The following is a 23,665-nucleotide window of genomic DNA, read 5'->3' as shown; positions in this document are numbered from 1 at the left end:
CGGTCGGGGCGGACTGCTCCCGAGTGGAGGGCTAGCGGAGTTCGCGTTTGAGGATCTTGCCGGTGGCGGTCATGGGGAGGGTGTCGCGGAACTCGATGGAGCGGGGGTACTTGTAGGCCGCGAAGGTCTCCTTGCACCAGGCGAGCAGCTCGTCCTCGGTGACCGAGGCGCCCGGGGTACGGATGATGTACGCCTTGATCTCTTCGCCGTGCGAGGGGTGCGGGATGCCGACGACGGCGGCGAGGGAGACCTCGGGGTGGGTGGTGAGGCCGTCCTCGATCTCGCGGGGGTAGACGTTGAAGCCGCCGCGGATGATGAGGTCCTTGGCGCGGTCGACGATGAAGTAGTAGCCGTCGCCGTCGCGGGTCGCCAGGTCGCCGGTGCGGAACCAGCCGTCGCGCATGGTCTCGTCGGTGGCCTCGGGACGCTTGTAGTAGCCCTTCATGACGTTGTGGCCGCGGATGGCGATCTCGCCGGGGCCCTCGCCCTCGACGGTGTTCCACTTGTCGTCGATGAGCTTCATCTCGACGCCCCAGACCGGCCAGCCGATCGAACCGGCCTTGCCGGGGCGGCCGGGCTGGTTGAAGCTGGCGACCGGTGAGGTCTCCGACAGGCCGTAGCCCTCGTTGATCGGCAGGCCGAAGGTGGCCTGGAAGTCCTTGAGCAGCTCGACCGGCGCGGCCGAGCCTCCGGAGATCGCGCCCCGCACGGACGTGGGGACCTCGCCGCCGTCGGTGTGGAGCAAGGTCAGCATCGCCCAGTACATCGTCGGGACGCCCGCGAAGATCGTGACGTTCTCGCGGCGCATGAGCTCCAGCGCCGCGGCGGGATCGAAGCGGGGGAGCAGGACGAGGGTCGCCCTGCGGCGGAACCCCCCGTTCAGCAGCGTGGTCTGCCCGAACGAGTGGAAGAGCGGGAGCGTGACCAGGTAGGTGTCCCGCTCCGAAGCCTCAGAGCGCGGGAAGATCTCGTCGGAGATGATGGCGTTGAGCAGCATGTTCTGGTGGGTCAGCTCGGCGCCCTTGGGCTGGCCGGTCGTTCCGCTGGTGTAGAGGATGACGGCCGTGTCGTCGCCCGACGTCTGAACGGTCGAGAACTCCGGGGACATGCCATCGAGCGCGGCCCACAGGGTCTCGCCGTACTCCGACTCCAGCGCTCCCGGCGTCGCGGGAAGCACGATGAAGTGCTCGGTGGCGGCCTCGGCGAAACCCGCCTTGCCGCGTTCGCCCAGCGGCAGCTGAGGGGTGCCCTCGAAGCAGAACAGCGCCTTGGCGTCGCTGTCGTCGAGGTGGTAGGTGATCTCGCGCGGCTGGAAGAGGACGTTCAGCGGGACGACCGTCGCACCGGCCTTGAGGATGCCGTAGTACACGAACGGGAAGTACGGCACGTTCGGGCACGCCAGCGCCACCTTGTCGCCCTTGCCGATGCCGCGCGAGACCAGCAGGTTGGCGACCTGGCAGGCCACCGCGTTCACCAACGAGTACGGGTAGCGGGTCTCGCCGAGAACGAGTGCCGCCTGGTCCGGTGCCTCGCGCGCGCTGTCCTCCAGCACGGTCGCCAGGTTGAGCATGGGGGTCCTCCTCCGGCCGGGGGTCACACCCCATCCTTGCCACCGACGATGCCAGGGAATCCCTCGTCTCTGAAGGTCTTTCCGGTCGGCCACATAATCGCGCTTCCGCGTCAATGGAAAATGTGGCCTTCGATAAATGTGCGAAGAATGTCGTCGGCGTCTGAGCAGGCTTGACGGCCGGTTCCAGGTGTCGTCCTGAACAGAGATCGTAGAAACTTATATGATCTTGCCGACTCGGTGTGCCGTCCCGAGCGAACCCCACCTTCTGTTTTGGGAGAGGTCATGCTCGAAATTCGCCTGCTCGGACCCGTCGAGATCGTCGGCGGACCAGGCCGGGGGGACCGGCTGAGCGCGATCCTGCGCAGGCTGTTCGCCGTCCTCGTACTGCGGGCGGGCGACGGGGTCAGGTTCGACGAACTGGTCGAGGAGCTCTGGACGCAGGAGCCGCCGGCCCACGTGGAGAACGCGCTGCACGCGCACGTGTCCAGGCTGCGCAAGTACCTGGACGCCTGGGAGCCGGAGGACGCCGGACGCGAAAGGCTCACGGCGACCCCCGGCGGCTACGCCCTCGCGGTCGTTCCGGACGAGGTCGACGTCCTGCGGTTCAAGGAGCTGCGGCGGCAGGCCTACGAACCGTCGCGCAGTCCGTCAGAGGCGATCGACCTGCTGGAACGCGGGCTGCGGCTGTGGCGGGGACCGGCGCTGCTCGACGCGGCCGAGGGACCGATCTGCGCCGCCGCGGCCTCGGTGCTGATGGACCTCCGGTTGCTCACCGTCACCTACCTGTACGAGCTCAGACTGCGGCGCGGCGAGCACGCGGAGGTCATTCCGGACCTGCAGGAACTGGCCACCGCGCACCCGCTGGAAGAGGCGCTGCAGGATCTGCTCATGCTCGCTCTGTACCGCAGCGGCAGGCAGGCGCAGGCGCTCGCGGTGTACGACAGGCTCCGGCGCCAGCTGGCCGAACGGCTCGGCATCGTGCCCGGGCCGGGCATCCAGAGCAGGGTGCAGGCCATCCTCACCCAGTCCTCCGAATTGGACGATCTCGATCAGCGTTTCGTCAGCCGCTGATCAGAGGCATTTCAGCGCCCTGATGACAGCCTCATCGTGACTTCCAGAAGTGAGGGGGACGATGGGCACGGACGTTCTCGCGCCATCACCGGCCCGGACGACGACGGTCTGGGTTCCGGACGGCAGGCCCGCGGTGTTCCGCGGCGATCAGATCACCGCGTACGCCGCACGGATCCGGGAGCCGCTGCACCTGGTGGCCTCGACCACCGGCCACGGCATCGGGGTCGGCATCGGCGGAACGATCACTGCCGGAATCGCCGCGGAGGGACCCGGCGACGGCGCGGAAGGGCACCGGCTCGTCGGGATGCTTCCCGCGCTGTACCCCGAATGGCTGGGCGACCGGTCCTTCAACGAGGCGCACGGCGCCCGGTTCCCCTATGTCGCGGGCGAGATGGCGGGCGGCATCGCCACCACGGCCATGGTCATCGCGATGGCTCGCGCGGACATGCTCGGTTTCTTCGGCGCGGGTGGGCTGTCCGTGGAACGGGTGGAGCAGGCCGTCGCCGAGCTGAAGGCGGCCCTGCCCGGCCGGACCAACTGGGGCGTGAACCTCATCCACTCCCCGGCGGAACCCGCCACCGAAGAGGCCGTCGCCGCGCTGCTGCTGGCGGCCGAGGTGCCCGCCGTGTCGGCGTCGGCGTTCATGGAGCTCACGCCCGCCGTCGTACGGCTGGCCGCGCACGGTCTGACCCGGGATCCCGGTGGCAGGGTGCGGCGCAGGACCCGGCTGTTCGCCAAGGTGTCCAGGCCCGAGGTGGCCGAGCAGTTCATGCGGCCCGCCCCGGCGCACCTGCTGCGTGCCCTCGTCGAACGCGGCCACCTCACCGAGGCCGAGGCCGAGCTGGCCGCGTCGGTGCCGGTGGCCGAGGACATCACGGTCGAGGCCGACAGCGGCGGGCACACCGACAACCGCGCGCTCACCGTCGTGCTGCCGATCATGCTCGCGCTCCGCGCCAGGCTGGCGAAGGAGCACCGCTACGACCGGCCGATCCGGGTCGGCGCGGCGGGCGGGCTCGGAACGCCGGGCGCGGTCGCCGCCGCCTTCGCGCTCGGCGCCGCGTACGTGGTCACCGGCTCGATCAACCAGGCGAGCGTCGAGTCGGGCATGTCCGAGGACGGCAAGGCCATGCTGAGCGGCGCGGGCATGGCCGACGTGGTGATGGCCCCGGCGGCCGACATGTTCGAGCTCGGCGTGAAGCTGCAGGTGCTGCGCCGGGGCACGATGTTCGCCTTCAGGGCCGCCCAGCTGCACCAGGTCTACACCTCCTACGGGTCCTGGGACGAGGTGCCGGAACAGACCCGGGCCAAGATCGAACGCACCCAGCTCCGCGCGTCCTACGCCGACGTGTGGGCCGGGACCAGGGCGTTCTGGCTGGACCGCGAGCCCGAGCAGATCGCCAAGGCCGAACGGGACCCGCGCCACCAGATGGCGTTGGTGTTCCGCTGGTACCTCGGGATGTCCAGCCGCTGGGCGGTCCAGAACGACGGCACGCGCCGCACGGACTACCAGATCTGGTGCGGACCGGCGATGGGGGCGTTCAACGACTGGGCGGCCGGCGGCTTCCTGGCCGAACCCGCCGACCGGTCGGTCGTGCAGATCGCCCGCAACCTCCTCGAGGGCGCCGCGGTGATCACCCGCGCCCAGCAGCTGCGCACCCACGGCGTGGCCGTCCCTCATGCGGCGTTCGCCTACGAGCCCCGCCCGCTCGACTAAGGAGCCGGTCATGACGAGGAAGCCCAGACCACAGCCGATCGCCGTCGTGGGCGTCGGCGCGATCCTGCCCGGCGCCGCCGACGTGGAAGCGTCCTGGCGGATGATCCTCGCCGGGACGGACCAGATCCGCGAGGTGCCCGCCGACCGCTGGCTGGTCGACGACTACTACGACCCCGATCCGCAGGCGCCCGACCGGACCTACGCCAAGCGCGGCGGCTTCCTGCCGAGGGTCGACTTCGACCCGCTCGCGTACGGCATCCCGCCGAGCACGATGCAGGCCACCGACTCCTCGCAGTTGCTCGCGTTGATGGTCGCCGACCAGGTGCTGGCGGACGCGGGCGGCACCGGCGAGCTGGACCGGGACCGGATCAGCGTGATCCTCGGGGCGACCGGCTACCTGCCGCTGGCCGCGCACATGGCGGCTCGGAACGCGCGCCCGCACTGGCTGGCGGGACTCCGTGCGGCGGGCGTGCCGGAATCGCAGGCGCAGGAGGTCTGCCAGAACATCTCCGACACGTTCGTGCCGTGGCAGGAGGCGAGCTTCCCCGGCCTGCTGCCGAACGTCGCGGCCGGACGGATCGCCAACCGGTTCGACCTCCACGGGACCAACCACACCACCGACGCCGCGTGCGCCAGCTCGCTGGCCGCGCTGTCGACCGCGGTGGACGAACTGTCGGTCGGCCGCGCGGACCTGGTCCTGGCGGGCGGCATCGACACGGTCAACGACGAACTCCTGTTCCTGTGCTTCAGCAAGACTCCGGCGCTGTCGCGCACGGGGGACTGCCGCCCGTTCTCCGACGCCGCCGACGGAACGATCCTCGGCGAGGGCATCGTGATGTTCGCGCTGAAGCGGCTGGCCGACGCCGAACGCGACGGCGACCAGATCTACTCGGTGATCACCGGGCTCGGCACGTCCTCGGACGGCCGGAGCAACGCGATCTACGCGCCGCTTCCCGAGGGCCAGCAGCGGGCGCTGCGCCGCGCCTACGAGTTCGCCGGGTATGGGCCGGAGACCGTCGGGCTGGTCGAGGCGCACGGCACCGGCACCCGGGCGGGCGACAAGGCCGAGTTCTCCGCGCTGCGTTCGGTCTTCTCCGAGGCGGCCGCGGAAACCGGCTCCGGTCAGTGGTGCGCGCTCGGTTCGGTCAAGTCGCAGATCGGCCACGCCAAGGGCGCGGCCGGAGCGGCCGGGCTGCTGAAGGCGATCCTCGCGCTGCACCACGGGGTGCTGCCCGGCACGATCAAGGTGGACCGGCCCAACCCCGATCTCGCCGTCGAGACCAGCCCGTTCTACGTCAACACCGAGACCCGGCCCTGGATCCAGGACGCCGCCCACCCGCGCCGCGCCGCGGTGTCGAGCTTCGGGTTCGGCGGCAGCAACTACCACCTGACCGTCGAGGAGTACGCGGGCAAGAAGGGCCGCCGCCCGTACCGGATCAGGACCTCGCCCGCCGAGCTCGTGCTGCTGAGCGCCGAGTCTGAGGCCCGGCTGCGCGAGCGGATGCGGGAGGCCGGCGAGGCGAACGATCTGGTGACGCTCGCGCGCGCCAGCCAGGAGAGCTTCGACCCGGCCGCCGCGCACCGGCTGGCCGTGGTGGCCGACGGCCTGGAGACCCTGCGCGAACGCCTCGCGTCCCTGGGCGGCCCGGGTGTGCACTACGCCACCGGCACGCCGGACCGGGGGAAGGTCGCGTTCCTGTTCCCCGGCCAGGGCGCGCAGTATCCCGGCATGGGCGCCTCGGTCGCGGTCGAACTGCCCGCCGCCCGCCGCGTCTGGGACGAGCTCGGCACGCTGGAGTTGGGCGGCGAGCCGCTGCACCGGGTCGTGTTCCCGCCGCCCGCGTTCACGCCCGAGGACCGAGCCGGCCAGCAGGACCGCGTGACCGCCACCGAGTGGGCGCAGCCCGCGCTCGCCGCGCACAGCCTGTCCCTGTACGCGGTGCTCACCGAGCTCGGCCTCACGCCCGACTGCGTGGGCGGCCACAGCTTCGGCGAGCTGGTCGCGCTGCAGGTCGCCGGGGCGTACGACGCCGCCACCCTGATGCGGATCGCGCGCCGCCGGGGCGAGCTGATGCGCGACGCCGCCCAGCGTCCGGGCGGGATGCTCGCGGTCGCGCTCTCCCGCGAGGAGACCGAGGCCGAGCTGGCCGCGAGCGGCGTGCCCGAGGTGTGGATCGCCAACAGCAACGCACCCGAGCAGACGATCCTGTCCGGCTCGCTCGACGGGCTGGAGTCGATGGCGGCGCACCTGGCACGCCGTCAGGTGTCCACCACCAAGCTGCGCGCCGCGGCCGCGTTCCACAGCCCGCTGGTCGCCTCGGCCTGCGAGCCGTTCGCCGCCTTCCTCGGCACGGTCGAGGTCGGTGCGCCCGCGCTCGACGTCTACGCCAACGCGGACGCGAGCCTCTACCCGGCCGACCCGGACGAGATCCGTTCGCGGATCAGCGGCCACCTCGCCTCGCCCGTGCTGTTCGCCGAGCAGATCGAGGCGATGTACGCGGCGGGCGTCCGCACCTTCGTCGAGGTCGGCGCGTCCGGCCCGCTGACCGGCCTGGTCAAGCGGGTCCTGGCGGACCGGCCCCACCTGGCGGTCTCGCTCGACCGCGCGGGCCGGGACGGCATGAACGCCCTGTACCAGGGGCTCGGCCGGCTGGCCGTGCACGGTCTCGCGCTCGACTGGGCGGCGCACTGGCAGCCGTACGGGCCCGTTCGGCCCGCCGCGCCGGCGCCGAGGCTGGCCGTCAGGATCGACGGCGGCAACCGCGACCGCCCCTACCCACCGGCCATCGGGACGCTGCCGCCCGTGCCGGACCCAAGCGTCACACCGGAGCCCGTCCCCGAGCAGCGGGAGACGGCCCCGGACCTGGAAGCCACCGAAGGAGAACCGATGACTGCCCGGGATGAGATTCTGCGTCGCGCCGGCGACACGCATGCCGACTACCAACGCCTGATGACGGATGCCCACCTGGCGTTCCTTCAGTTCTCTCAGCAGGCGCTCAGCGACGAGACGGTGCTCGCGCCGCTCGTACCCGCGCAGCCGCCGCGGCCCGCCGCCGACATGCTCGCTCCGGCGCCCGCCGCCAAGACCGCGACACCGGCCGTCCAGGCTCCGGCCGTATCGGCGCCCGCCATCCCCGCTCCAGCGCCACCGGCGCCTTCGGAGGCGCCGGCCCCGCCCGTGCGGACCAGCAAGAACGGCCCCGATCCGGCGGCCGTGCTGATGGCGGTGGTGGCCGACCGGACCGGCTACCCGGTGGAGATGCTGGACCCGGACATGGAGGTGGAGGCCGACCTGGGCATCGACTCGATCAAGCGGGTCGAGATCTTCTCCGGGGTCAAGGGGAAGCTGGGCGACCTGGACGTCCCCGCGGCCGAGCTGGGCTCACTGCGGACCCTGCGGCAGATCATCGACCGGCTCCAGACGGCGGTGGTGCCGGGAAAAGCCCCCTAGCGGCGCAGCCCGAACGCGCCGCGGAGACCCCGGCCGCCGACCGTGTCCTCCGGCAGGAGATGGTCGCGGCCCCGGCACCGCCCACCGGGCTGACGATGTACGGCCTGAGCGACGCCCGGCTGTTCATCGTGGACGAGGGGGCCGGGCTCGCCGGTCTGCTCGCCGAGCTGCTGCAGGCACAGGGCGTGTCGGCGATGCCGATCGGCTACTGCGAGGAGGTTCCCGACGACGCCGGGGGAGTCGTGCTGCTCGGCGGGATGGCCCGGGTCGCCGAACCGGCGGACGGGTTCCGGCACCAGCGCACGGCCTTCCAGCTGGCCCGGCGGCTCGCGCCGACGCTCGGCAGCGCGGGCGGCCTGTTCGTCACCGTTCAGGACACCGGCGGTGACTTCGGGCTGGCCGGTACGGGGGAGCGGGCCTGGGTCGGCGGGTTCGCGGCCCTGGCCAGGACCGCCGCTAAGGAGTGGCCGCAGGCGGCGGTCAAGGCGATCGACTGCGCCAGGGCGGAACGTACCTCCGGCGAACTGGCCGAGGCCATCACGGCGGAACTGCTGCGGGGCGGCCCGTTGCTGGACGTCGGGCTGCGTTCCGACGGTACGCGGGTGACGCCGCGTCCCAGGCCCGCAGAGTTGGAGCCCGCCCAGCCCGAGCCGGCCGGCCGGGGCAGGATCGGGCCGGACTCGGTGATGGTCGTCACCGGCGGAGCGCGAGGCGTCACCGCCGCCGCCCTGATCGAACTGGCCCGGGTGTGCAAGCCCCGCCTCGCCCTGCTGGGCAGGACCGAACTGGCGGACGAGCCACCCGGCCTGCCGCAGGACGCGGACGAGCAGACCCTCACCCGAGAGCTGGCACGGCTCGCTGACGGGCCGGTGTCGCCCGCGAAGCTGGCCGCGCGGGTGCGCCAGATCATGGCGGTACGCGAGATCCGCGGCACGCTCGCGGCGCTCGCGGAGGCGGGTTCGCCCGCCCGCTACCTGTCCGTGGACGCCACCGACGCCGGGGCACTGTCCATGGCGCTGGAGGAGGTACGGGCCGACTGGGGGCCGATCACCGCCGTGGTGCACGCCGCCGGCCGTCTCGCCGACCGCTACATGGCGGAGAAGACCGACGCCCAGTTCGACGGGGTCTTCGACACCAAGGCCGTGGGCCTGTCCACGTTGCTGGAGGCCACCTCCAAGGACCCGCTGACCACCCTGTGCGTCTTCTCCTCCGTCGCGGGAACGTTCGGCAACCAGGGCCAGAGCGACTACGCGATGGCCAACGAGGTCCTCGCCCACGTGGCGTCGGCGGAGGCGGCGCGTCGTCCCGAATGCCACGTCAGCTCGATCGCCTGGGGGCCGTGGGACGGCGGCATGGTCACACCGGCGCTGGCCGCTCACTTCACCCGCGCGGGCGTACCGCTGCTGCCGCAGGCCGAGGGCGCGGAGGCCTTCGTCGCGGAACTCACCGCCGGCCGGGGCTCCCGAGTGCTGATCAGCGCCACCGACGGCTCGCCTCGTTCCGCCGAGGCGCTCGGCCGTCCGGACGAGCCGATCCGGGCCCAGATCACGGTGACCGCGCGGAGCCATCCGCACCTGGCCGACCACGTGATCGCGGGCACTCCGGTCCTGCCGATGGCGCAGGCGCTGGAGTGGCTCACCGGCGCGGCGCGTTCCTGGCACCCCGACGCCGCACAGGTCGTGCTGCGCGACGTCCGGGTGCTGCGCGGCGCGCCACTGCCCGAGCTGAACGAGGCCGGGCACGGCTTCACCCTGTCGGGGTCCGCAGGCGGAGCCGTCGCCGAACTGCACGGCGACGGGAAGCACCCGCACTACCGGGCGCGGATCGAGCCCGAGCCCCAGCCGATGGAGGCACAGCACCCGCTGGAAGGTCTCGAACCCTCGCGCAGAGAAGAGATCTACGACGGCGAGACGCTGTTCCACGGGCCGCTGTTCCAGTCGCTGACCCGTATAGACGGCATGTCGTCGGCCGGTGCTCGCGGCTCGGTCATCGGTCTCGGCGACCTGGGCTGGCAGGACGGCGACTGGCAGACCGACCCGGCGGCGATCGACGGCGCGTTGCAGCTCGCGGTCGTGTGGGCCGAGGCCCTGCTCGGCGGCGCGACCCTGCCGATGGCGCTGGGGGAGTTCCGCGCGTACCGCGTCGGCTCGGCCGACGGCGGGTTCAGCTGTACGGTCCGTGCCGTTCCGGCGAACGGGGACCACGCGCAGTGCCATGTCGCGCTGGCGACCGGCGACGGTGAGCCGTTCGCGGAGCTCCGCGACCTTGAGCTCGTGCTGAGGCCGTCATGAGGCTCCGCGTCTTCTCCGGCACCGACCGTGCCGGGGTGCTGGCGGCACTGGAGGCGGGCCGGCAGTCCGACACCGGCCCGGCCCGGCTGGTGCTCATCGAGTCCGCCGACGCCGAACGGGCCGCGCGCTGGCTGCGGAACGGAGGGCCACAGCCTCGGGGCGTGGCCTTCCGGGAGACGCCGATCAGCGGCGAGGTCGCCTTCGTCTACACCAACGGGGCCGCCTTCTACGACGGGATGGGACGGGAACTCCGCGCGGCGCTGCCGGGCCTGACCAGCACGTCCGTGGGCGACGGGGGAGAGTCCGGCGTGCTCGGCCAGCTCCTGGACTGCGCCCGGCTCGGCTCACTGCACACCGCGATCGTGCGGACGCTGTTCGGGCTGCGGCCCGACGCCGCGATCGGCTACTCGTTCGGCGAGACCGTCGCGCTGCTCGCCCTGGAGGTCTGGCAGGACCCCGAACGGCTCATGGCCGGGCTGTGCGGGGGGAGCCTCTACACCAGCGACATGGCCGGGGAACTCCGCGCGGTCCGTACGGCCTGGCGTGACGCCGGGATCGAGGGCGACCGCTGGGCCAGTCTCCTGGTCCGCACGGACGACCGAGCCCGGCTGGACGCGGCGATCGGCGCCGAACCCGCCGTTCATCTGCTGCTGGTCAGCGCACCCGGCCTGTTCGTGATCGGCGGCGAGGCCGCGGCGACCGCCAGAACGGGCGGGCTGTTCGGCGAGGACGCGCTGCCGATCGACCACGAGCTCGCCGCGCACGTGCCGGAGCTCGCCGGTATCGCCGACCGGGTGCGGTGCGGCTTCACCGGTCCCGTGCACCCCATGAAGGGTGGCCCGCGCTTCTACAGCGGGGTGACCGCGCGGCCCTACGAGGTGAGCCCGGAACGGATCGCCGAGGCGATGACCGGTCTGCATCTGCGGCCGGTCGACTTCCCCGCCCTGATCGAACGGGCCTACGCCGACGGGGTCCGCACGTTCATCGAGATGGGCCCGCGCCGCCAGTGCACCGGCTTCATCGACCGGATCCTGGAGGGCCGTGACCATGTCGCGGTGGCGATGGACGAGCCGGGACGCGGCGTTGAACGGCTCTGGCGCACGGTCGCGGACCTGATCGCCGCCGGGATCGACGTCGACGCCGCCGCCGTGGCCCGGGCACTGTCGCGGGCTTCGGCGCAGGCACGGATTTCGGCGCAGGCACGGCAGGTGATGGTGCCGCCGCCCGCGCCGCCTCCCGTACTGCCGCAGCCGGGCCCGGTGCTGGACCGGACGGGGCTGAACGAGCTGGCCCAGGGCCGGCCGTCGGCGGCGTTCGGCCCCGACCACTCCCACCTGGACGGCCTGCGCCACCGGGTCCGGCTGCCCAGAGACCGCATGCTCCTGCTCGACCGGGTGACGGCGGTGCACGCGGTGCCGATGTCACGCGGCAGTGGAACGATCCATTCCGAGACCGACGTCCGGGCCGACAGCTGGTTCCTCGACGCGGGCGGGCGGATGCCCGCCGGGCTCATGGCCGAGGCACAGCAGGGCGCACTCGCCCTGATCAGCTGGCTCGGACTCGACCCCGGAACGGGCGATCAGTCGGCGCGGCTGCTCGACCAGGAGGTCGTCTACCACGGTCCCCGCCCGCGCGTGGGGGAGACCCTGCGGCACGTGACCCGGGTCGAGGAGCATTTCGAGCACGACGGCATGATCCTGGTCGCGGTCAGCGGCGAGTCCTACGTCGGCGACGAGCTGCGGATGAGCCTGCGCAAGGGCCGCGTGGCCGTCTTCGCGCGCACCGGGGAGGCCATGGGCGGCGGCCTGGTCTGGGAGCCCAAGCCCGGTGGCAGGCCCGGCGTCTCGCGTGCGTTCGGCCAGGCGGGCATCGCCGCGTTCGACCTGCCGATGCTGCGGCGCGGACCGCTGAGCGTGCTCCGCGAGGTGCCCGAGTTCGATCCGCATCGCGGGTACCTGCGCGCCGCGTTCCCGCTCGCGCCCGACGACTGGTACTTCGACGCGCACTTCCCCGACGACCCCGTCATGCCCGGCAACCTCATGTGCCAGTACGGCTTCCAGGCGGCGTCGTTCTACCTCGCCGCGCTCGGTCACACCGCGGGGCGCGAGGACTGGGAGTTCGACATCGTGCCGGAACAGCCGATGAAGGTCAGGTTCCGGGACCAAGCGATCCCCGCCAACCGCCTGTACGAGTGCGAGCTGTTCGTCACCGAGGTCACCGGCGACCCGTACCCGATGGTGCGGGGCGACCTGCTGATGACCGTCGACGGCGTGAAGTCGGGGCTCGTCGAGGGCGCGGCCGTCCGCCTCGTTCCGGCGCCGGCATTCCAGAGTGCGGAGGCACGATGACCGATCCGCGGCAAGAGGCACTCGGCCGGATACCGGCCACCCGGCCCCCGGCGGACGACGCCGTGGCGGTCGATCCGCGGCGGGCGGCGCTCGGCCGGACTCCCGCCGCGCGGGTTCCGGTGAAGGGAGGCGTGGTCGTCGCGAGGCCGACCGCCGACACCGACCACGACGAGATCCGTGACCTGCATCTGCGGTGCTCGGACGCCACCCGCTATCGCCGTTACCACTGCGGGCTCATCCAGCCGACTCCGTCGATGCTCGTCAACATGACCGACCGTACGAAGGGCCTCTACCTGGCGGTGCACGAACCCGAAGGCCAGATGGTGGGCCTGTGCGGGCTGGCGTTCACCGACGAGGCGTGCGCCGTCGAGATGGGGCTGCTGGTGGCCGACGAGTGGCAGGGACGCGGCATCGGCCAGGCCGTCTGCGAGCTGCTGCTGAAGGCGGCCCGGGAGGCGGGCTTCGACCGGGTCATGGCACACGTGGTCGCCGAGAACCGCCGTGCCGTGACGTTCATGACGCGGCTCGGCGCCACCACCACCAAGCGCACCGACCCGTGCGTGGTCAGCCTGGTCTTCACGCTGAAGTGCGCCGGCGCCAAGGCCAACGCGGACGCCGATGACAGCGACTGCGACACCGGCACCGGCTGCGACAGGGAGATGGTCTGACGCCATGACGCCATGACGCCATGATGCGCTGTGGCCTGCCGCGACTCGGTCGCGGCAGGCCACAGCGCTGAAGCGCGATCAGGTCTGGTAGCAGGGCTTGTCGAACGAGAACTTCTTGGAGGTGGGGCCCTCGAAGAAGTCGGCGTCGGACCGGATGCCGGAGTACTGGCTCGGGTCGGCGTGGCCGATCGTGCTCTCCCGCCGCCCGCGCCGTGAGCCGGGGTCATTGGGAGGCAGCATGCCCTCGTAGTCGACCGGCTTCAGATGGCGTACGGCCTCCATGAGGCTCTCGCGGGAGAGCTGCCCGCTCGCGGCGGCCTGTTCCAGGGCGGCCTTGAGCGGATAGGAGAGGATCCAGCCGCTGACGTAGTTGTCGCTGGGCTCCACATCCTTGAGCGCCTTGCGCATCGCCGCGTGGCCGGGGGAGTCGGTCGCGAACTCGCGCGCGACCGTGGCCTGCCAGTACTGCTTCTCGAAGGCCGGGCCCGCCGGCGTCTGCAGCAGCGCGGGCGACCAGCCGGGGTTGCTGCCGATGTACCGGCCGCGGTAGCCGCCCTTGCTCGCGGCGCCGACGACCATCGCGGTGTCCGGCGCCCCGACCGAGAGCATCACCAGGCTCGGCTGCTCATCGATGATCTTCTGGATCGCGGGGGAGTCCGGCTTCAGCCCGGGCGCGACCGGGACGTCCTCGAACTTCAGCCCGTTCTGCTGCGCGGCCCGCTTCGCGCCGCCCGCGGCGTCGCCGCCGTAGTCGCCCGGATAGTGGACGGCGATCACGCTCTTGACCTTGAAGCCCTTCCCGGGGAAGGTGTCGGCCGCGTAGTCGACGCCGTTCATGGCCTCGATGCAGTAGCTCGCCGCCGTCTCCAGGACGTTCTCGGAGAACACCCAGCCCGAGGTGAAGCTCGCCGGCACCGCGATCATGTTCTCCCGCTTCAGCTCCGGGAGGGCGTTGGCGATCGGCACCGAGCCGAACATCTGGGCGTAGGCGAACACCTTGTTCTCGGTCGCGCGGACGTCGCTCAGGTTCTTGGCCGGGTCGTACCCGTTGTCGAGCACGTACGAGGTGGCGTCGATGTCGTAGCCGCCGATGCCGCCCTGGAGGTTGACCCGGTGCCAGAACGCGCGCTGGGCCTCGGTGGCGATCGTGGCGAGCGCCTTGAAGTTGGCGCTGCTCTGGTCGGTGACGAAGCCGAGATAGATGCAGCCGTGGTTCTTGTTCACCGCGTTCGGGCACGCCTTCTCGGTGATCCCGGGCGTCCCCTCCTTCACGGCGACCTCGCTCTGCGCGGAACAGGACGCGAGGGGAAGTCCCAGCAGCAGGGCGAGGGCGATGGCCCTGGTCGTTCTCATGATGCCGTCCGCTCCTTCTCTTTCATGACGTGCTTGACGAGGGAGACCAGGGTCTGTTTCGCCGACGTGCGCTCGCGGGCGTCGCAGATCAGGACCGGCACGTGCGGCTCCAGGTCGAGAGCGGTCTTCACCCTCTCCGGGTCGTAAGTACGCGCGCCGTCGAACTGGTTGACCGCCACGAGAAAGGGCAGGCCCCGCTGCTCGAAGTAGTCGACCGCGGGGAAGCAGTCGGTGAGCCGGCGGGTGTCGGCGAGCACCACCGCGCCGAGCGCGCCGGTCGCCAGCTCGTCCCACATGAACCAGAAACGGTCCTGTCCCGGCGTGCCGAACAGGTAGATGCTGAGCCCTTCCCGCAGCGTGATCCGGCCGAAGTCCATGGCCACGGTCGTGGTGGTCTTCTCCGGCACCAGGCCGGTGTCGTCCACCCCCTCGCTCCGCTTGGTCATGGACGACTCGGTGCGGAGGGTGCGGATCTCGCTGATCGCGCCGACCAGGGTGGTCTTGCCGACCCCGAAGCCGCCCGCGATCATGATCTTGATGGCGATCTGATCCTCTTGATCAGAGCTCATTGAGTCCATCGATGACTTCCTTCAGCAGTCGGTCGTCCGGCACCTGGGAGCCGGCCGCCGCCCGGCGCGAACGGATCAAGTGGTGCCCCAGGAGGTCGCCGAGCAGCACCCGGACGACGTCGACCGGCAGATCCAGGTCGGAGGCGACCTCCGCCACCGAGAGCGGGCGGGCGCAGATGTCCCGGATCTTCAGGTGCTCGGGACCGAGGTCCATGGTGGGCAGGACCGGGTCGGCGGTGGTCTCGATCAGGCTGACCAGGTCGAACGCTTCCTCGGCGTCAGTGCGGGTGCGGCCCCCGGTCAGCGTGTACGGACGCACGATCGGGCCTGGGTCCTCCTCGCGAAATGGTTCGGGCATCTGGGTCCTCCTCGTGCGACGGCCCGGGCATCAGGAGCCGCCCAGCACCCTGCTGCCGACCGACAGGTGCTCGCCGACCCGGCTGACCAGCAGCGCCATCTCGTAGGCGATGACCCCGACGTCGGCGTCACCGTGGGCGAGCAGCGCCAGGCAGGCGCCCTGGCCGGCGGCGGTGATGAACAGGAAACCGTGGTCCATCTCCACGATCGTCTGGCGCACGCCGCCGCCGTGGAAATGCTCCGCGGCGCCGCGGGCCAGGCTCTGGAACCCGGCCGCGACGGCCGACAGGTGCTCGGCGTCCTCCCGGCTGATGCCGCACGAGGAGGCGATGCGCAGCCCGTCTCCTGACAGGACCACGAGGTGCCGGGCCGAGACGACCCGGTCGAGCATCGAATCGAGCAGCCAGTTGAGCTCGCGGTTGGTGGTGGTCTTACCGGTCATCTTCGGCCTCCTCAGTGTCATTTGCCTGACCGTCGTTCTTGCTCTGCCGCTTCCCTCCCGCGCTTCCAGCCGTCCTGCATCGCCGAGAGCCGGCTGCGGAGCTGCTCCGTCGGGCGATCCGCGGCGGCGGGCACCGGCATCGCCTCCTGGGCGGTGGGCTGGCGGTCCCGCAGCCGGGGATCCAGGTTCTGCTGCCTGGTCCGCTGGGGGAGCTCGTCGTCATCGGTCCCGACGGACTCGTCCACCGGGTCGAGCTGGAGCCGCGGCCGCTCGCCGCCGCCCTGTTCCAGCGGGAGGGGCTGCCGGTCGGACTCGAGCTCGGGCGGGAGGGAGGGCAGTGGCACCTGAACGAGGGGTCCCTGCGCGTCCACCTCGACGCCGGTGTCCGCGTCGGGGTCGGCGAGCATGCTGTCGGGCAGCAGGACGATCGCGGTCGTGCCGCCGTACGGCGAGGCCCGCAGGAGCACCCGGATGTCGTGCTTGGCGGCCAGCCGCGCGACGACGAACAGGCCGAGCCGGGCACTGTCGAACAGGTCGAAGTCGGGAGCCTCGTAGAGGGTCTGGTTGAGCATCGCCATCTTGTCGGGGTCAAGCCCGAGGCCGCGGTCCTCCACCTCGACGGCGACGCCGTGCGCGGCGGTCTGGGCGGTCACGGTGACCTGGGTGCCGGGCGGGGAGTACATGACCGCGTTCTCGATCAGCTCGGCCAGCAGGTGGATGACGTCCGCGGCCGAGGTGCCCGACAGCGCGTGCGTCTCGGGCATCGGCTGGACCTTGACCCGCTGGTACTGCTCGATCTCCGAGACCGCGGCGCGGACCGCGTCGACGATCGGGACGGGAGCGTTCCAGGTGCGTCCGGCGGAACGGCCGGCCAGGATGACCAGGCCCTCGGCGTGCCGCCGCATGCGGGTGACCAGGTGGTCGATGGTGAACAGCTCGGCCAGCTCGTCGGGGCTCTTGGCCTGGCGTTCCATGCCGTCCAGCAGCTTCAGCACGCGCTGCAGCAGCACCTGGTTGCGGCGGGCCAGGTTGACGAACACCTCGCCCAGCCCGCGCCGGGTCGCGGCCTCGGCGACGGTCGCCTGCACGACCGCGCGCCTGGCCTCGGCGAACGCCTCGTAGACCTGCGAGATCTCGCGCAGCTCGAAGCTGTTCGGGGGCGAGTCGGCGTCGGGATCGACGTGCTCGCCCTTCTGGATGCGTCCCGCCAGGGCGGGCAGCTGCTTGGTGGCGAAGTTCTCCACCGTGTGGACCATCTCGCGGTTCTCCGCGACCAGGCGGCGGCCCAGCCGAACCCCGACGATCGCGGAGACGATCACGGCCGCGAGGCCGATGCCGCCGGCCAGGCCGAGCCGGATCAGCACGCCGCGGGCGTGCGCGGCGGCACGGCCCGAGATGCCGTGGCGGGTCTGGTCCTCGAAGTCGACCATGGCGTTCATGGCCGCCTCGGACTTGGCGTGCCAGGCGCCGAGGTCGACCGGCTGCCGCTCCATCGTCTGCTGCCGGAACTTGCCGATCTCGTCGATGGACTTGACCGCGGCCTCGGACTTCTCGCGCCAGGCCTCCATGTCGCCCGGCCGCCGGCTGCGGATCTGGTTCTTGAACGCGTCGATGGCCTTGACGGCCGCGTCGGACCGGTCGTGCCAGGCGCCGATGTCGACCGCCTGCCAGGCGATCACCTGGTCCTCCAGGGCGGACAGCTCGCGGTAGGCCGGGCTGCCGACCAGCTCGGCCAGCCGCCGGCGGTCCGCGGCCGGCAGCGCCTGGGCGAGCTCGGCGTAGCGCAGCCGGTGGGCGCCGACCCGCCGGGCGAACTCGGACTGCTCGCCCGGGGTCGGCCGGTTCCTGGCGAGCGCACCGGTGATCAGCGCGTCCTCGTAGCTGATGTGCTCGCGGGCCGTCTGGAAGCCGATCAGGGTCCTGGTGTCACGGCCGATGTCGGGCTCACCGGGGTAGGCCGCGTCATAGATCGCTCCGGCCGCCTCGATCAGCCCGGTGTAGTCGTTCAGCACCTCGGGGCTGGAGACCCGCTTGTTGTCCACGTTCTGGCGGACCGGCGGCAGGTCGCCGAGCTTGGCGACCAGCGTCCGCATCCGCTGGCGGGTCTCCTCGGTGGTCGCCCCGTCCAGGTCGCCGCTCTTGGCGGCGGCGGCGAACCGGTCGCGCGCCTGGTCGGTGCGCACCCGCTGGGCGTCGAAGCCGACCCGGCCGATGAACGGGTCGTCGGCCAGGAACGCCAGCGACATCCGGCGCTCGTTCTGCAACTCGGAGATGAGCGACTCGGTCGGCCGCACCACCTTGCTGTCGAAGGTGTTCGCATTGACCAGCCGCATACTGTCGCCGATCGCGAAGACAACGACGAATCCCCACAGCAGCAGCAGAGCCGTCAATGGCAGGACCAACAGGGACACAATCATTCGCTTCGCTGACCGCGTACGGCGTACTGAGCCCATTTCACCGCCCTCGAGAATCTGGGCCCGACAGTGGGAGCCGAACCTTGCGTTCGGGTGTCGTGGCCTGTTCTCGGGACTATAGGCAGATGGGCGTGTCGATCGGCAAGAGCTATCAAGGAATTGGTCTAAAGCAATGGCCGTTAGGTCTGCGAATTGTGTCTACCACTGTCTCAATAATGGGCATTTTCCATGGTCATTTTCAATGACCCGGCCGCCAGGTTCATGTGTCCGTTGTGGCCAAACTAGCAGGTCACACGCGTGTAATTCGTTTCATTGACTGCTGTTGACGATCCGGGTCACCGTCACGCGGAGGCGTCGCCAATTCGCGGTCATATTTCACGGTTTGTCACGCTTTGAAGTGTCGCTGCCCATTTCCCGTACCGCTCCTCGGCGGCCTCACTCACCCGGTGCTTATGTGCAAGCCTCGAAGAAATGAGGCCGGTGAGCTCTTTCGGTGGCACGCTGGCGGTTTCGACGGGAAGTGGGCAAGGCTTGAAGCCTAGCGTCAAAGGCCCTGTATGGGGGACCGACGGTGTGATCCGTCGGGTTTCATCAACCGTTCCCGTTCGCCGGTGACTCTCAGGGTTTGCGGGCCACGCCGCCGTAGGCGTTGACCTCCAGGGGCGGGAGCGGGCTCGGCTCCGGGTGCCAGTGGGTGATCGGGACGACGCCGGGCTCTTCCAGTTCGAGCCCGGTGAACAGCGCGGTCAGCTGTTCGGGGGAGCGCAGGCGGTAGGGCTCGGCTCCGGTGTCGTCGTAGTCCTCCTGGGCCTTGAGCAGGTCGGGGTCGGTGGCCGTCCCGTCGTAGACGGCCAGATAGCTGCCCGGCGGCAGGGCCTGCAGCAGGCGGCCGACGATGGCGGTGACCTTCTCGTAGTCACGGATGTGGCCGAGGATCCCCATGAGCATGAGGGCGACGGGCTGGGAGAAGTCCAGCAGCTCGGTCACCTGCTCGAGGATCTTTTCGGGCTCCTCCAGGTCCGCGTCGAGGTAGAACGTGGCGCCCTCGGGCCTGCTGGTCAGCAGGGCGCGGGCGTGGCCGAGGACGAGCGGGTCGTTGTCGACGTAGACGATGCGGGACTCGGGCGCGGCTCGCTGGGCGACCTGGTGGGTGTTGTTCTCGGTGGGCAGCCCGGTGCCGATGTCCAGGAACTGGCGGACGCCCCGTTCGGCGGCCAGGAACGTGACGGCGCGGCCGATGTACTCGCGGGAGGCGCGGGCCATGTCGAAGATGCCGGGGAAGGTCTCGGCGTATTTGTCGCCGGCCTCGCGGTCCACGGGGAAGTTGTCCTTTCCCCCCAGCCAGTAGTTCCAGATCCGCGCCGAGTGGGGCACGGTGGTGTCGATTTCTGGTTTCCCGGGATTCTCGGTGGTCATCTCGATCCTCCGTGCCAGGCGGCCAGGTGCGGTAATTCACATAACACCAAACATCCGGCAACGGCGCACGTATCAACGACCTCATGACCGGAATCGGGCGCGCATCTCAAGGAGCGTGCGCAGCGTCTGCTCGGGCCGCAGCGCCTTGATCAGGAGCCTGCTGTACCGGAGCTGGAAATCCGCGACCTCCGCACCGTTGACGTGGTAGGTGCCGAAATCGTCGTGTTCCTGATAGACCAGGTCCGAATAGCCCTGCTCGTAGAAGCGCATGATCGTCGTCGCCGACGGCAGCAGGCGGTCGGCGTCCGGATCGGTGACGAGCTGGACCCTGACGTTGGTGAAGTTCGCCATGGTGAGCAGATGCTCCACCTGGCGGCGCATGACCTGGGCCGGCACGGTCCGGTCACGGAGTGCGCGCGGGCCGATGATGGCCCAGTAGGCGGGCGGGTCGGAACGCCGTAGCACCTGCCTCCGCATCATCTGCAGCTCGACCCGTCGCTCCCTGGTCGGTTCGTCGAGGCCGGGGAAGTTCTGCCGGATGGAATGCCGGGCGTAGTCCTCGGTCTGCAGCAGGCCCGGAATGTGGTCGGGGGCATGGGTGCGGATGCCGCTGGCCTCCCGTTCCAGCGTCAGGTACGCGCCGAACCCCGCGGGCATGGCGTCTTCGTGGTCGCGCCACCAGGCATCGGCCAGGTGGGCGCGGATCAGCATCCGCACGGTCGCCTGGTAGACGCGGTCGTGCTGGCCGGGGCTGTCCACCTTCCGCAGGCCCAGGCCCGTCCACAGGGACGACTCGGGGTCGTCGTCATCGCCCGGAGCCGACCTGTGCATCAGGCCGGGCGGCGTGTCGGCATCCGCCGTGCGGGCCTGGGCGAAGCAGGCGCGCAGCTCCCGCAGTGAGTGCATGGTGGCGGTGTCCAGCTCAGGGTCCTGGTCGGCGATCCGGTAGAGGACGGCCCAGAACGACTCGGCGAACTCCCGGCTCACGCGCCTGGTCTTCTGCCGAAGGAGATCGTGAGCAGTCGACCTCGCCACCGGTGTGACCTTGACGCCGCGCACGACGATCCCCTGCTCGTTCCAGTTCCGGGATTTCCGCTCGATGGTCACAAGGGAAGGACTGCCGGCGATCTCGCGGTTCCGCCCGAGAAGGGCCGCGACCGCGCTGGATGAGCGCGCGCGATCTCCTAGTGGCATGTCGTCGTTCCGATCCATTCGTCGATGGTTCCGTGATGGTGGCCATGGTCCTGGCAGAAGCCCCCGTAGGACCGGTCACATGACACAAAGAATCACCTTTCACCGTCAGCTGGGCAGAGTTCGGCAAATCCGGATAGAAGCAACGTGGCGACGGCGCTGACGGATACCGATCGGTACTTCATGGTTCACCCCCAGGCGGGCATATGATCCATTTTCTATGAGCACTTCACGCGCCTTCCCGCTGGAGCCGACGCCGATCCATGTGCCCGACGAGGTGCTGGAGGATCTGCGCGTCCGGCTCGGGCTGACTCGTCCGCCGCTGGACGAGGGGAACGAGGACTGGTCGTACGGCGTCCCGGCCGCCTACCTGCGCGAGCTGGTCGCGTACTGGCGGGACGAGTACGACTGGCGCAAGGCCGAGGCCGCGATCAACGCCTACGAGCACTACCGGGTGAGCGTCGACGGTGTCCCGGTGCACTTCATGCGCAAACCCGGTCGCGGGCCGCGCCCGATCCCGCTGATCCTCACGCACGGATGGCCGTGGACGTTCTGGCACTGGTCGAAGGTGATCGACCCGCTCGCGGACCCGGCGGCGTTCGGCGGCGACCCCGCCGACGCGTTCGACGTCATCGTGCCGTCGCTGCCGGGCTTCGGGTTCCCCGGGCCGCTCACCGGCTTCCCCGACGTCAACTTCTGGAAGGTCGCCGACCTCTGGCACAGCCTGATGACCGAGATCCTGGGGTACGACAGGTACGCCGCCGGGGGCTGCGACATCGGCGGGATCGTCTCCAGCCAGCTCGGCCACAAGTACCCCGGCGAGCTGTACGGGATCCACATCGGCTCGGGGCTGCCGCTCGATTTCTTCAACGGGCCGCGCGCCTGGGACTTCGCCCGGAACCGGCCCCTCACCGATGACCAGCCCGCCGAGATCCGGGCCCGCATCATCGAGATGGACCGCCGTTCGGCGTCGCACCTGAACGTGCACATGCTCGACGGCGCCACCCTGGCACACGGGCTGAGCGACTCGCCCGCCGGGCTGCTCGCCTGGCTGCTGGAGCGCTGGAACGCCTGGAGCGACAGCGGTGGCGACGTCGAGTCGGTCTTCACCAAGGACGACCTGCTCACCCACGCCACGATCTACTGGGTGAACAACTCCATCGCCACGTCGATGCGCTACTACGCCAACGCCAACCGGTACCCGTGGGCGCCCGCCCATGACCGGAGCCCGGTCGTGCAGGCGCCGGTCGGGCTCACGTTCGTCACCTACGAGAACCCGCCCGGCGTCCATGGCACCGAGGAACGCGTCCGGGCGTTCGAGGGCGGCCCGCAGGCCGGCTGGTTCAACCACGTGAACGTCAACGCCCACGACCATGGCGGCCACTTCATCCCCTGGGAGATTCCCGGCGAGTGGGTGAGCGACCTACGCCGCACGTTCCACGACCGCAGGCCGCGCGGATAGACGCTCATCGGGGTGGCATGAATGGCCATTCATCCTTGATGATTGCGGGGGCGGCTCACCCTTTTAGTATCGCGGATGTGTGATGCGGACGAGCTTGGTGATGGAACGGCTTGAACGGGTCCCCGTGTCGATCACCTTGACGCCGGCGCTGTCGATGCTGGCGCTGATCACCGATGCGCTGTCGGGGCGTGCCCGCGGCGCTCCCGAGAGCTGGCGGCGGCTGGTGCGGTCGACCGCCGCGGCGCAGGACGACATGGTGGTGCGGTCGCTGGCCTGGCCCGGGTTCAGCGTGCTGCCCGACGTGGTGCTGCCGGGCGACTTCACCCAGGACCTGGACGTCCCCTCGCAGGTGGCGATGCTGCACGAGGCGCCGCCGGACACGCTGCTCGCCGAGCTGGAGGTCATCACCCGCGGCACGCCGCCGGTGCACTGGCGGGAGGCGGTGGACGACCCGAAGCGCTGGCTGCACGGCTACGCCGACCTCGTCGAGGAGACCTGGACGGCGCTGTGCCCGCTGTGGACGCGGATGCGGCCGCTGCTGGACCGCGAGGTCGAGCGCGTGGCCGTGGCGACCGCCCGCAGGTCGCTGGACGTCGTGCTCGACGACCTGCACGGCGGCTGCAGCTTCCGCGACGGAACCTTCAGCTTCCCCGACTTCGAGCCCGAGAGGTTCACGATCGGGTCGCGCGGCCTGGTGCTGATGCCGATGCTCGCGGGCCCGGACGCACTGATCGCCCGCCTCGACAGCCCGGACGCGGTGTGGATCGGTTACCCGCTGCCGGGGCTGGCCGGCGCCCTGGCCGATGCCGTGCCGGACGCCGCGCCCACGCCCCGGCAGGACATGCTGGCGGTCGTCATGGGCGAGGTGCGCGCCCGCATCCTGGCCGGGCTGGACCGGCCGCTCACGATGGGGACTCTGGCGCGGCGCGTCCAGTACGCGCCCAGCGTGGTGACCTATCACTGCGACCGGCTGGAGTCGGCCGGGCTCATCGCGCGCCGCCGGGACGGCCGCGAGATCCATGTGCAGCGAACCGGGCGCGGCTCCGCACTCGTGGAGCTCTTCTCCGCCTGAGCGGCCCCGCGTCGCTATTCGTATCGGCGTCCCTACAGTTCAATGAACTTCGAAATGTTCATCGGGGCCGTTGTGGATCAGCTGGGTTAAGGTGAGAAACGGCTAGTCACCCCCTGTTCTGAACGGCAGTCACCTGCGCCGTCCCAGCAATTCTGATGCGAGAAACGCCCACCCTACGCACACAGTTCTTCTCGCTGCGCTGTTCGGTCCGGAATGGAGTCAGTTCGGATGAGTGAGTCTGAAAGGCCTGGCGTGCCTTTCCCCGGAGGCATTTCC

General features: G+C 70.7%; 16 protein-coding genes. 8 read left to right on the top strand and 8 right to left on the bottom strand.

Translation table 11 applies throughout. From position 1 onward, the window contains the following. Positions 1-31 precede the first annotated feature (31 nt). Complete coding sequence (locus tag J4573_RS04585) at positions 32-1,570, bottom strand: long-chain-fatty-acid--CoA ligase (RefSeq protein WP_208253967.1); 1,539 nt, start codon at positions 1,568-1,570, stop codon at positions 32-34. Between the two features lie 282 nt (positions 1,571-1,852). Here J4573_RS04585 and J4573_RS04580 point away from each other — a divergent pair, with 282 nt between their 5' ends. From J4573_RS04580 to J4573_RS04555, 6 genes are all read left to right on the top strand, one after another. Continuing rightward, on the top strand, positions 1,853-2,641 hold the full coding sequence (locus J4573_RS04580; RefSeq protein WP_208253966.1) for an AfsR/SARP family transcriptional regulator: 789 nt from the start codon (positions 1,853-1,855) through the stop codon (positions 2,639-2,641). Positions 2,642-2,702: 61 nt separating this feature from the next. Further along, a complete protein-coding gene (locus J4573_RS04575; RefSeq protein ID WP_208253965.1) occupies positions 2,703-4,355 on the top strand; it encodes a PfaD family polyunsaturated fatty acid/polyketide biosynthesis protein in 1,653 nt (550 codons plus the stop codon). 10 nt (positions 4,356-4,365) lie between these two features. Continuing rightward, complete coding sequence (locus J4573_RS04570) at positions 4,366-7,806, top strand: type I polyketide synthase (RefSeq protein WP_208253964.1); 3,441 nt, start codon at positions 4,366-4,368, stop codon at positions 7,804-7,806. A 59-nt stretch (positions 7,807-7,865) separates the two neighbouring features. After that, positions 7,866-10,097, top strand: a complete 2,232-nt coding sequence (locus J4573_RS04565; protein WP_208253963.1) for an SDR family oxidoreductase — start codon at positions 7,866-7,868, stop codon at positions 10,095-10,097. Continuing rightward, on the top strand, positions 10,094-12,445 hold the full coding sequence (locus J4573_RS04560; protein WP_208253962.1) for a hypothetical protein: 2,352 nt from the start codon (positions 10,094-10,096) through the stop codon (positions 12,443-12,445). Before J4573_RS04565 ends, J4573_RS04560 begins: the two co-directional genes overlap by 4 nt. After that, positions 12,442-13,113, top strand: coding sequence for a GNAT family N-acetyltransferase (locus J4573_RS04555; protein WP_208253961.1), 672 nt, complete (start codon positions 12,442-12,444; stop codon positions 13,111-13,113). The genes J4573_RS04560 and J4573_RS04555 overlap by 4 nt, the downstream gene beginning before the upstream one ends. Positions 13,114-13,191: 78 nt before the next feature. Here the strand turns inward: J4573_RS04555 and J4573_RS04550 are convergent, their stop codons facing one another. The 7 genes from J4573_RS04550 to J4573_RS04520 all read right to left on the bottom strand — a co-directional run bounded on the left by J4573_RS04550 (position 13,192) and on the right by J4573_RS04520 (position 20,876). Beyond that, a complete protein-coding gene (locus tag J4573_RS04550; protein WP_208253960.1) occupies positions 13,192-14,466 on the bottom strand; it encodes an ABC transporter substrate-binding protein in 1,275 nt (424 codons plus the stop codon). Then, positions 14,463-15,044: a GTP-binding protein gene (locus tag J4573_RS04545; protein WP_208253959.1), complete on the bottom strand. Its 582-nt coding sequence runs from the start codon at positions 15,042-15,044 to the stop codon at positions 14,463-14,465. The genes J4573_RS04550 and J4573_RS04545 overlap by 4 nt, the downstream gene beginning before the upstream one ends. Further along, positions 15,025-15,393, bottom strand: coding sequence for a DUF742 domain-containing protein (locus J4573_RS04540; RefSeq protein WP_208253958.1), 369 nt, complete (start codon positions 15,391-15,393; stop codon positions 15,025-15,027). The genes J4573_RS04545 and J4573_RS04540 overlap by 20 nt, the downstream gene beginning before the upstream one ends. Positions 15,394-15,423: 30 nt before the next feature. Continuing rightward, positions 15,424-15,834: a roadblock/LC7 domain-containing protein gene (locus J4573_RS04535; protein ID WP_208253957.1), complete on the bottom strand. Its 411-nt coding sequence runs from the start codon at positions 15,832-15,834 to the stop codon at positions 15,424-15,426. A gap of 17 nt (positions 15,835-15,851) precedes the next feature. Next, the gene (locus J4573_RS04530; protein WP_208253956.1) at positions 15,852-18,236 is read right to left on the bottom strand and encodes a sensor histidine kinase; all 2,385 of its coding nucleotides are present in this window, start codon (positions 18,234-18,236) and stop codon (positions 15,852-15,854) included. A gap of 630 nt (positions 18,237-18,866) precedes the next feature. Further along, a complete protein-coding gene (locus J4573_RS04525) occupies positions 18,867-19,664 on the bottom strand; it encodes an SAM-dependent methyltransferase (protein ID WP_208253955.1) in 798 nt (265 codons plus the stop codon). 81 nt (positions 19,665-19,745) lie between these two features. Further along, complete coding sequence (locus tag J4573_RS04520) at positions 19,746-20,876, bottom strand: DUF5753 domain-containing protein (protein WP_208253954.1); 1,131 nt, start codon at positions 20,874-20,876, stop codon at positions 19,746-19,748. Between the two features lie 199 nt (positions 20,877-21,075). Between J4573_RS04520 and J4573_RS04515 the strand changes: the two genes are divergently transcribed. Together J4573_RS04515 and J4573_RS04510 are read left to right on the top strand one after the other, a co-directional pair. Continuing rightward, positions 21,076-22,317, top strand: a complete 1,242-nt coding sequence (locus J4573_RS04515; protein ID WP_208253953.1) for an epoxide hydrolase family protein — start codon at positions 21,076-21,078, stop codon at positions 22,315-22,317. An 82-nt stretch (positions 22,318-22,399) separates the two neighbouring features. After that, positions 22,400-23,389 carry a winged helix-turn-helix domain-containing protein gene (locus J4573_RS04510; protein ID WP_208253952.1) on the top strand — a complete coding sequence of 330 codons (990 nt, stop codon included), beginning with the start codon at positions 22,400-22,402 and terminating at the stop codon, positions 23,387-23,389. The last annotated feature ends 276 nt before the right edge of the window (positions 23,390-23,665 follow it).

It is taken from the genome of Actinomadura barringtoniae, assembly GCF_017573505.1.
Lineage (GTDB): Bacteria > Actinomycetota > Actinomycetes > Streptosporangiales > Streptosporangiaceae > Spirillospora > Spirillospora barringtoniae.
The sequence above is the reverse complement of the archived record's forward strand: the minus strand, read 5'-3'. Positions and strand labels throughout refer to the sequence as shown.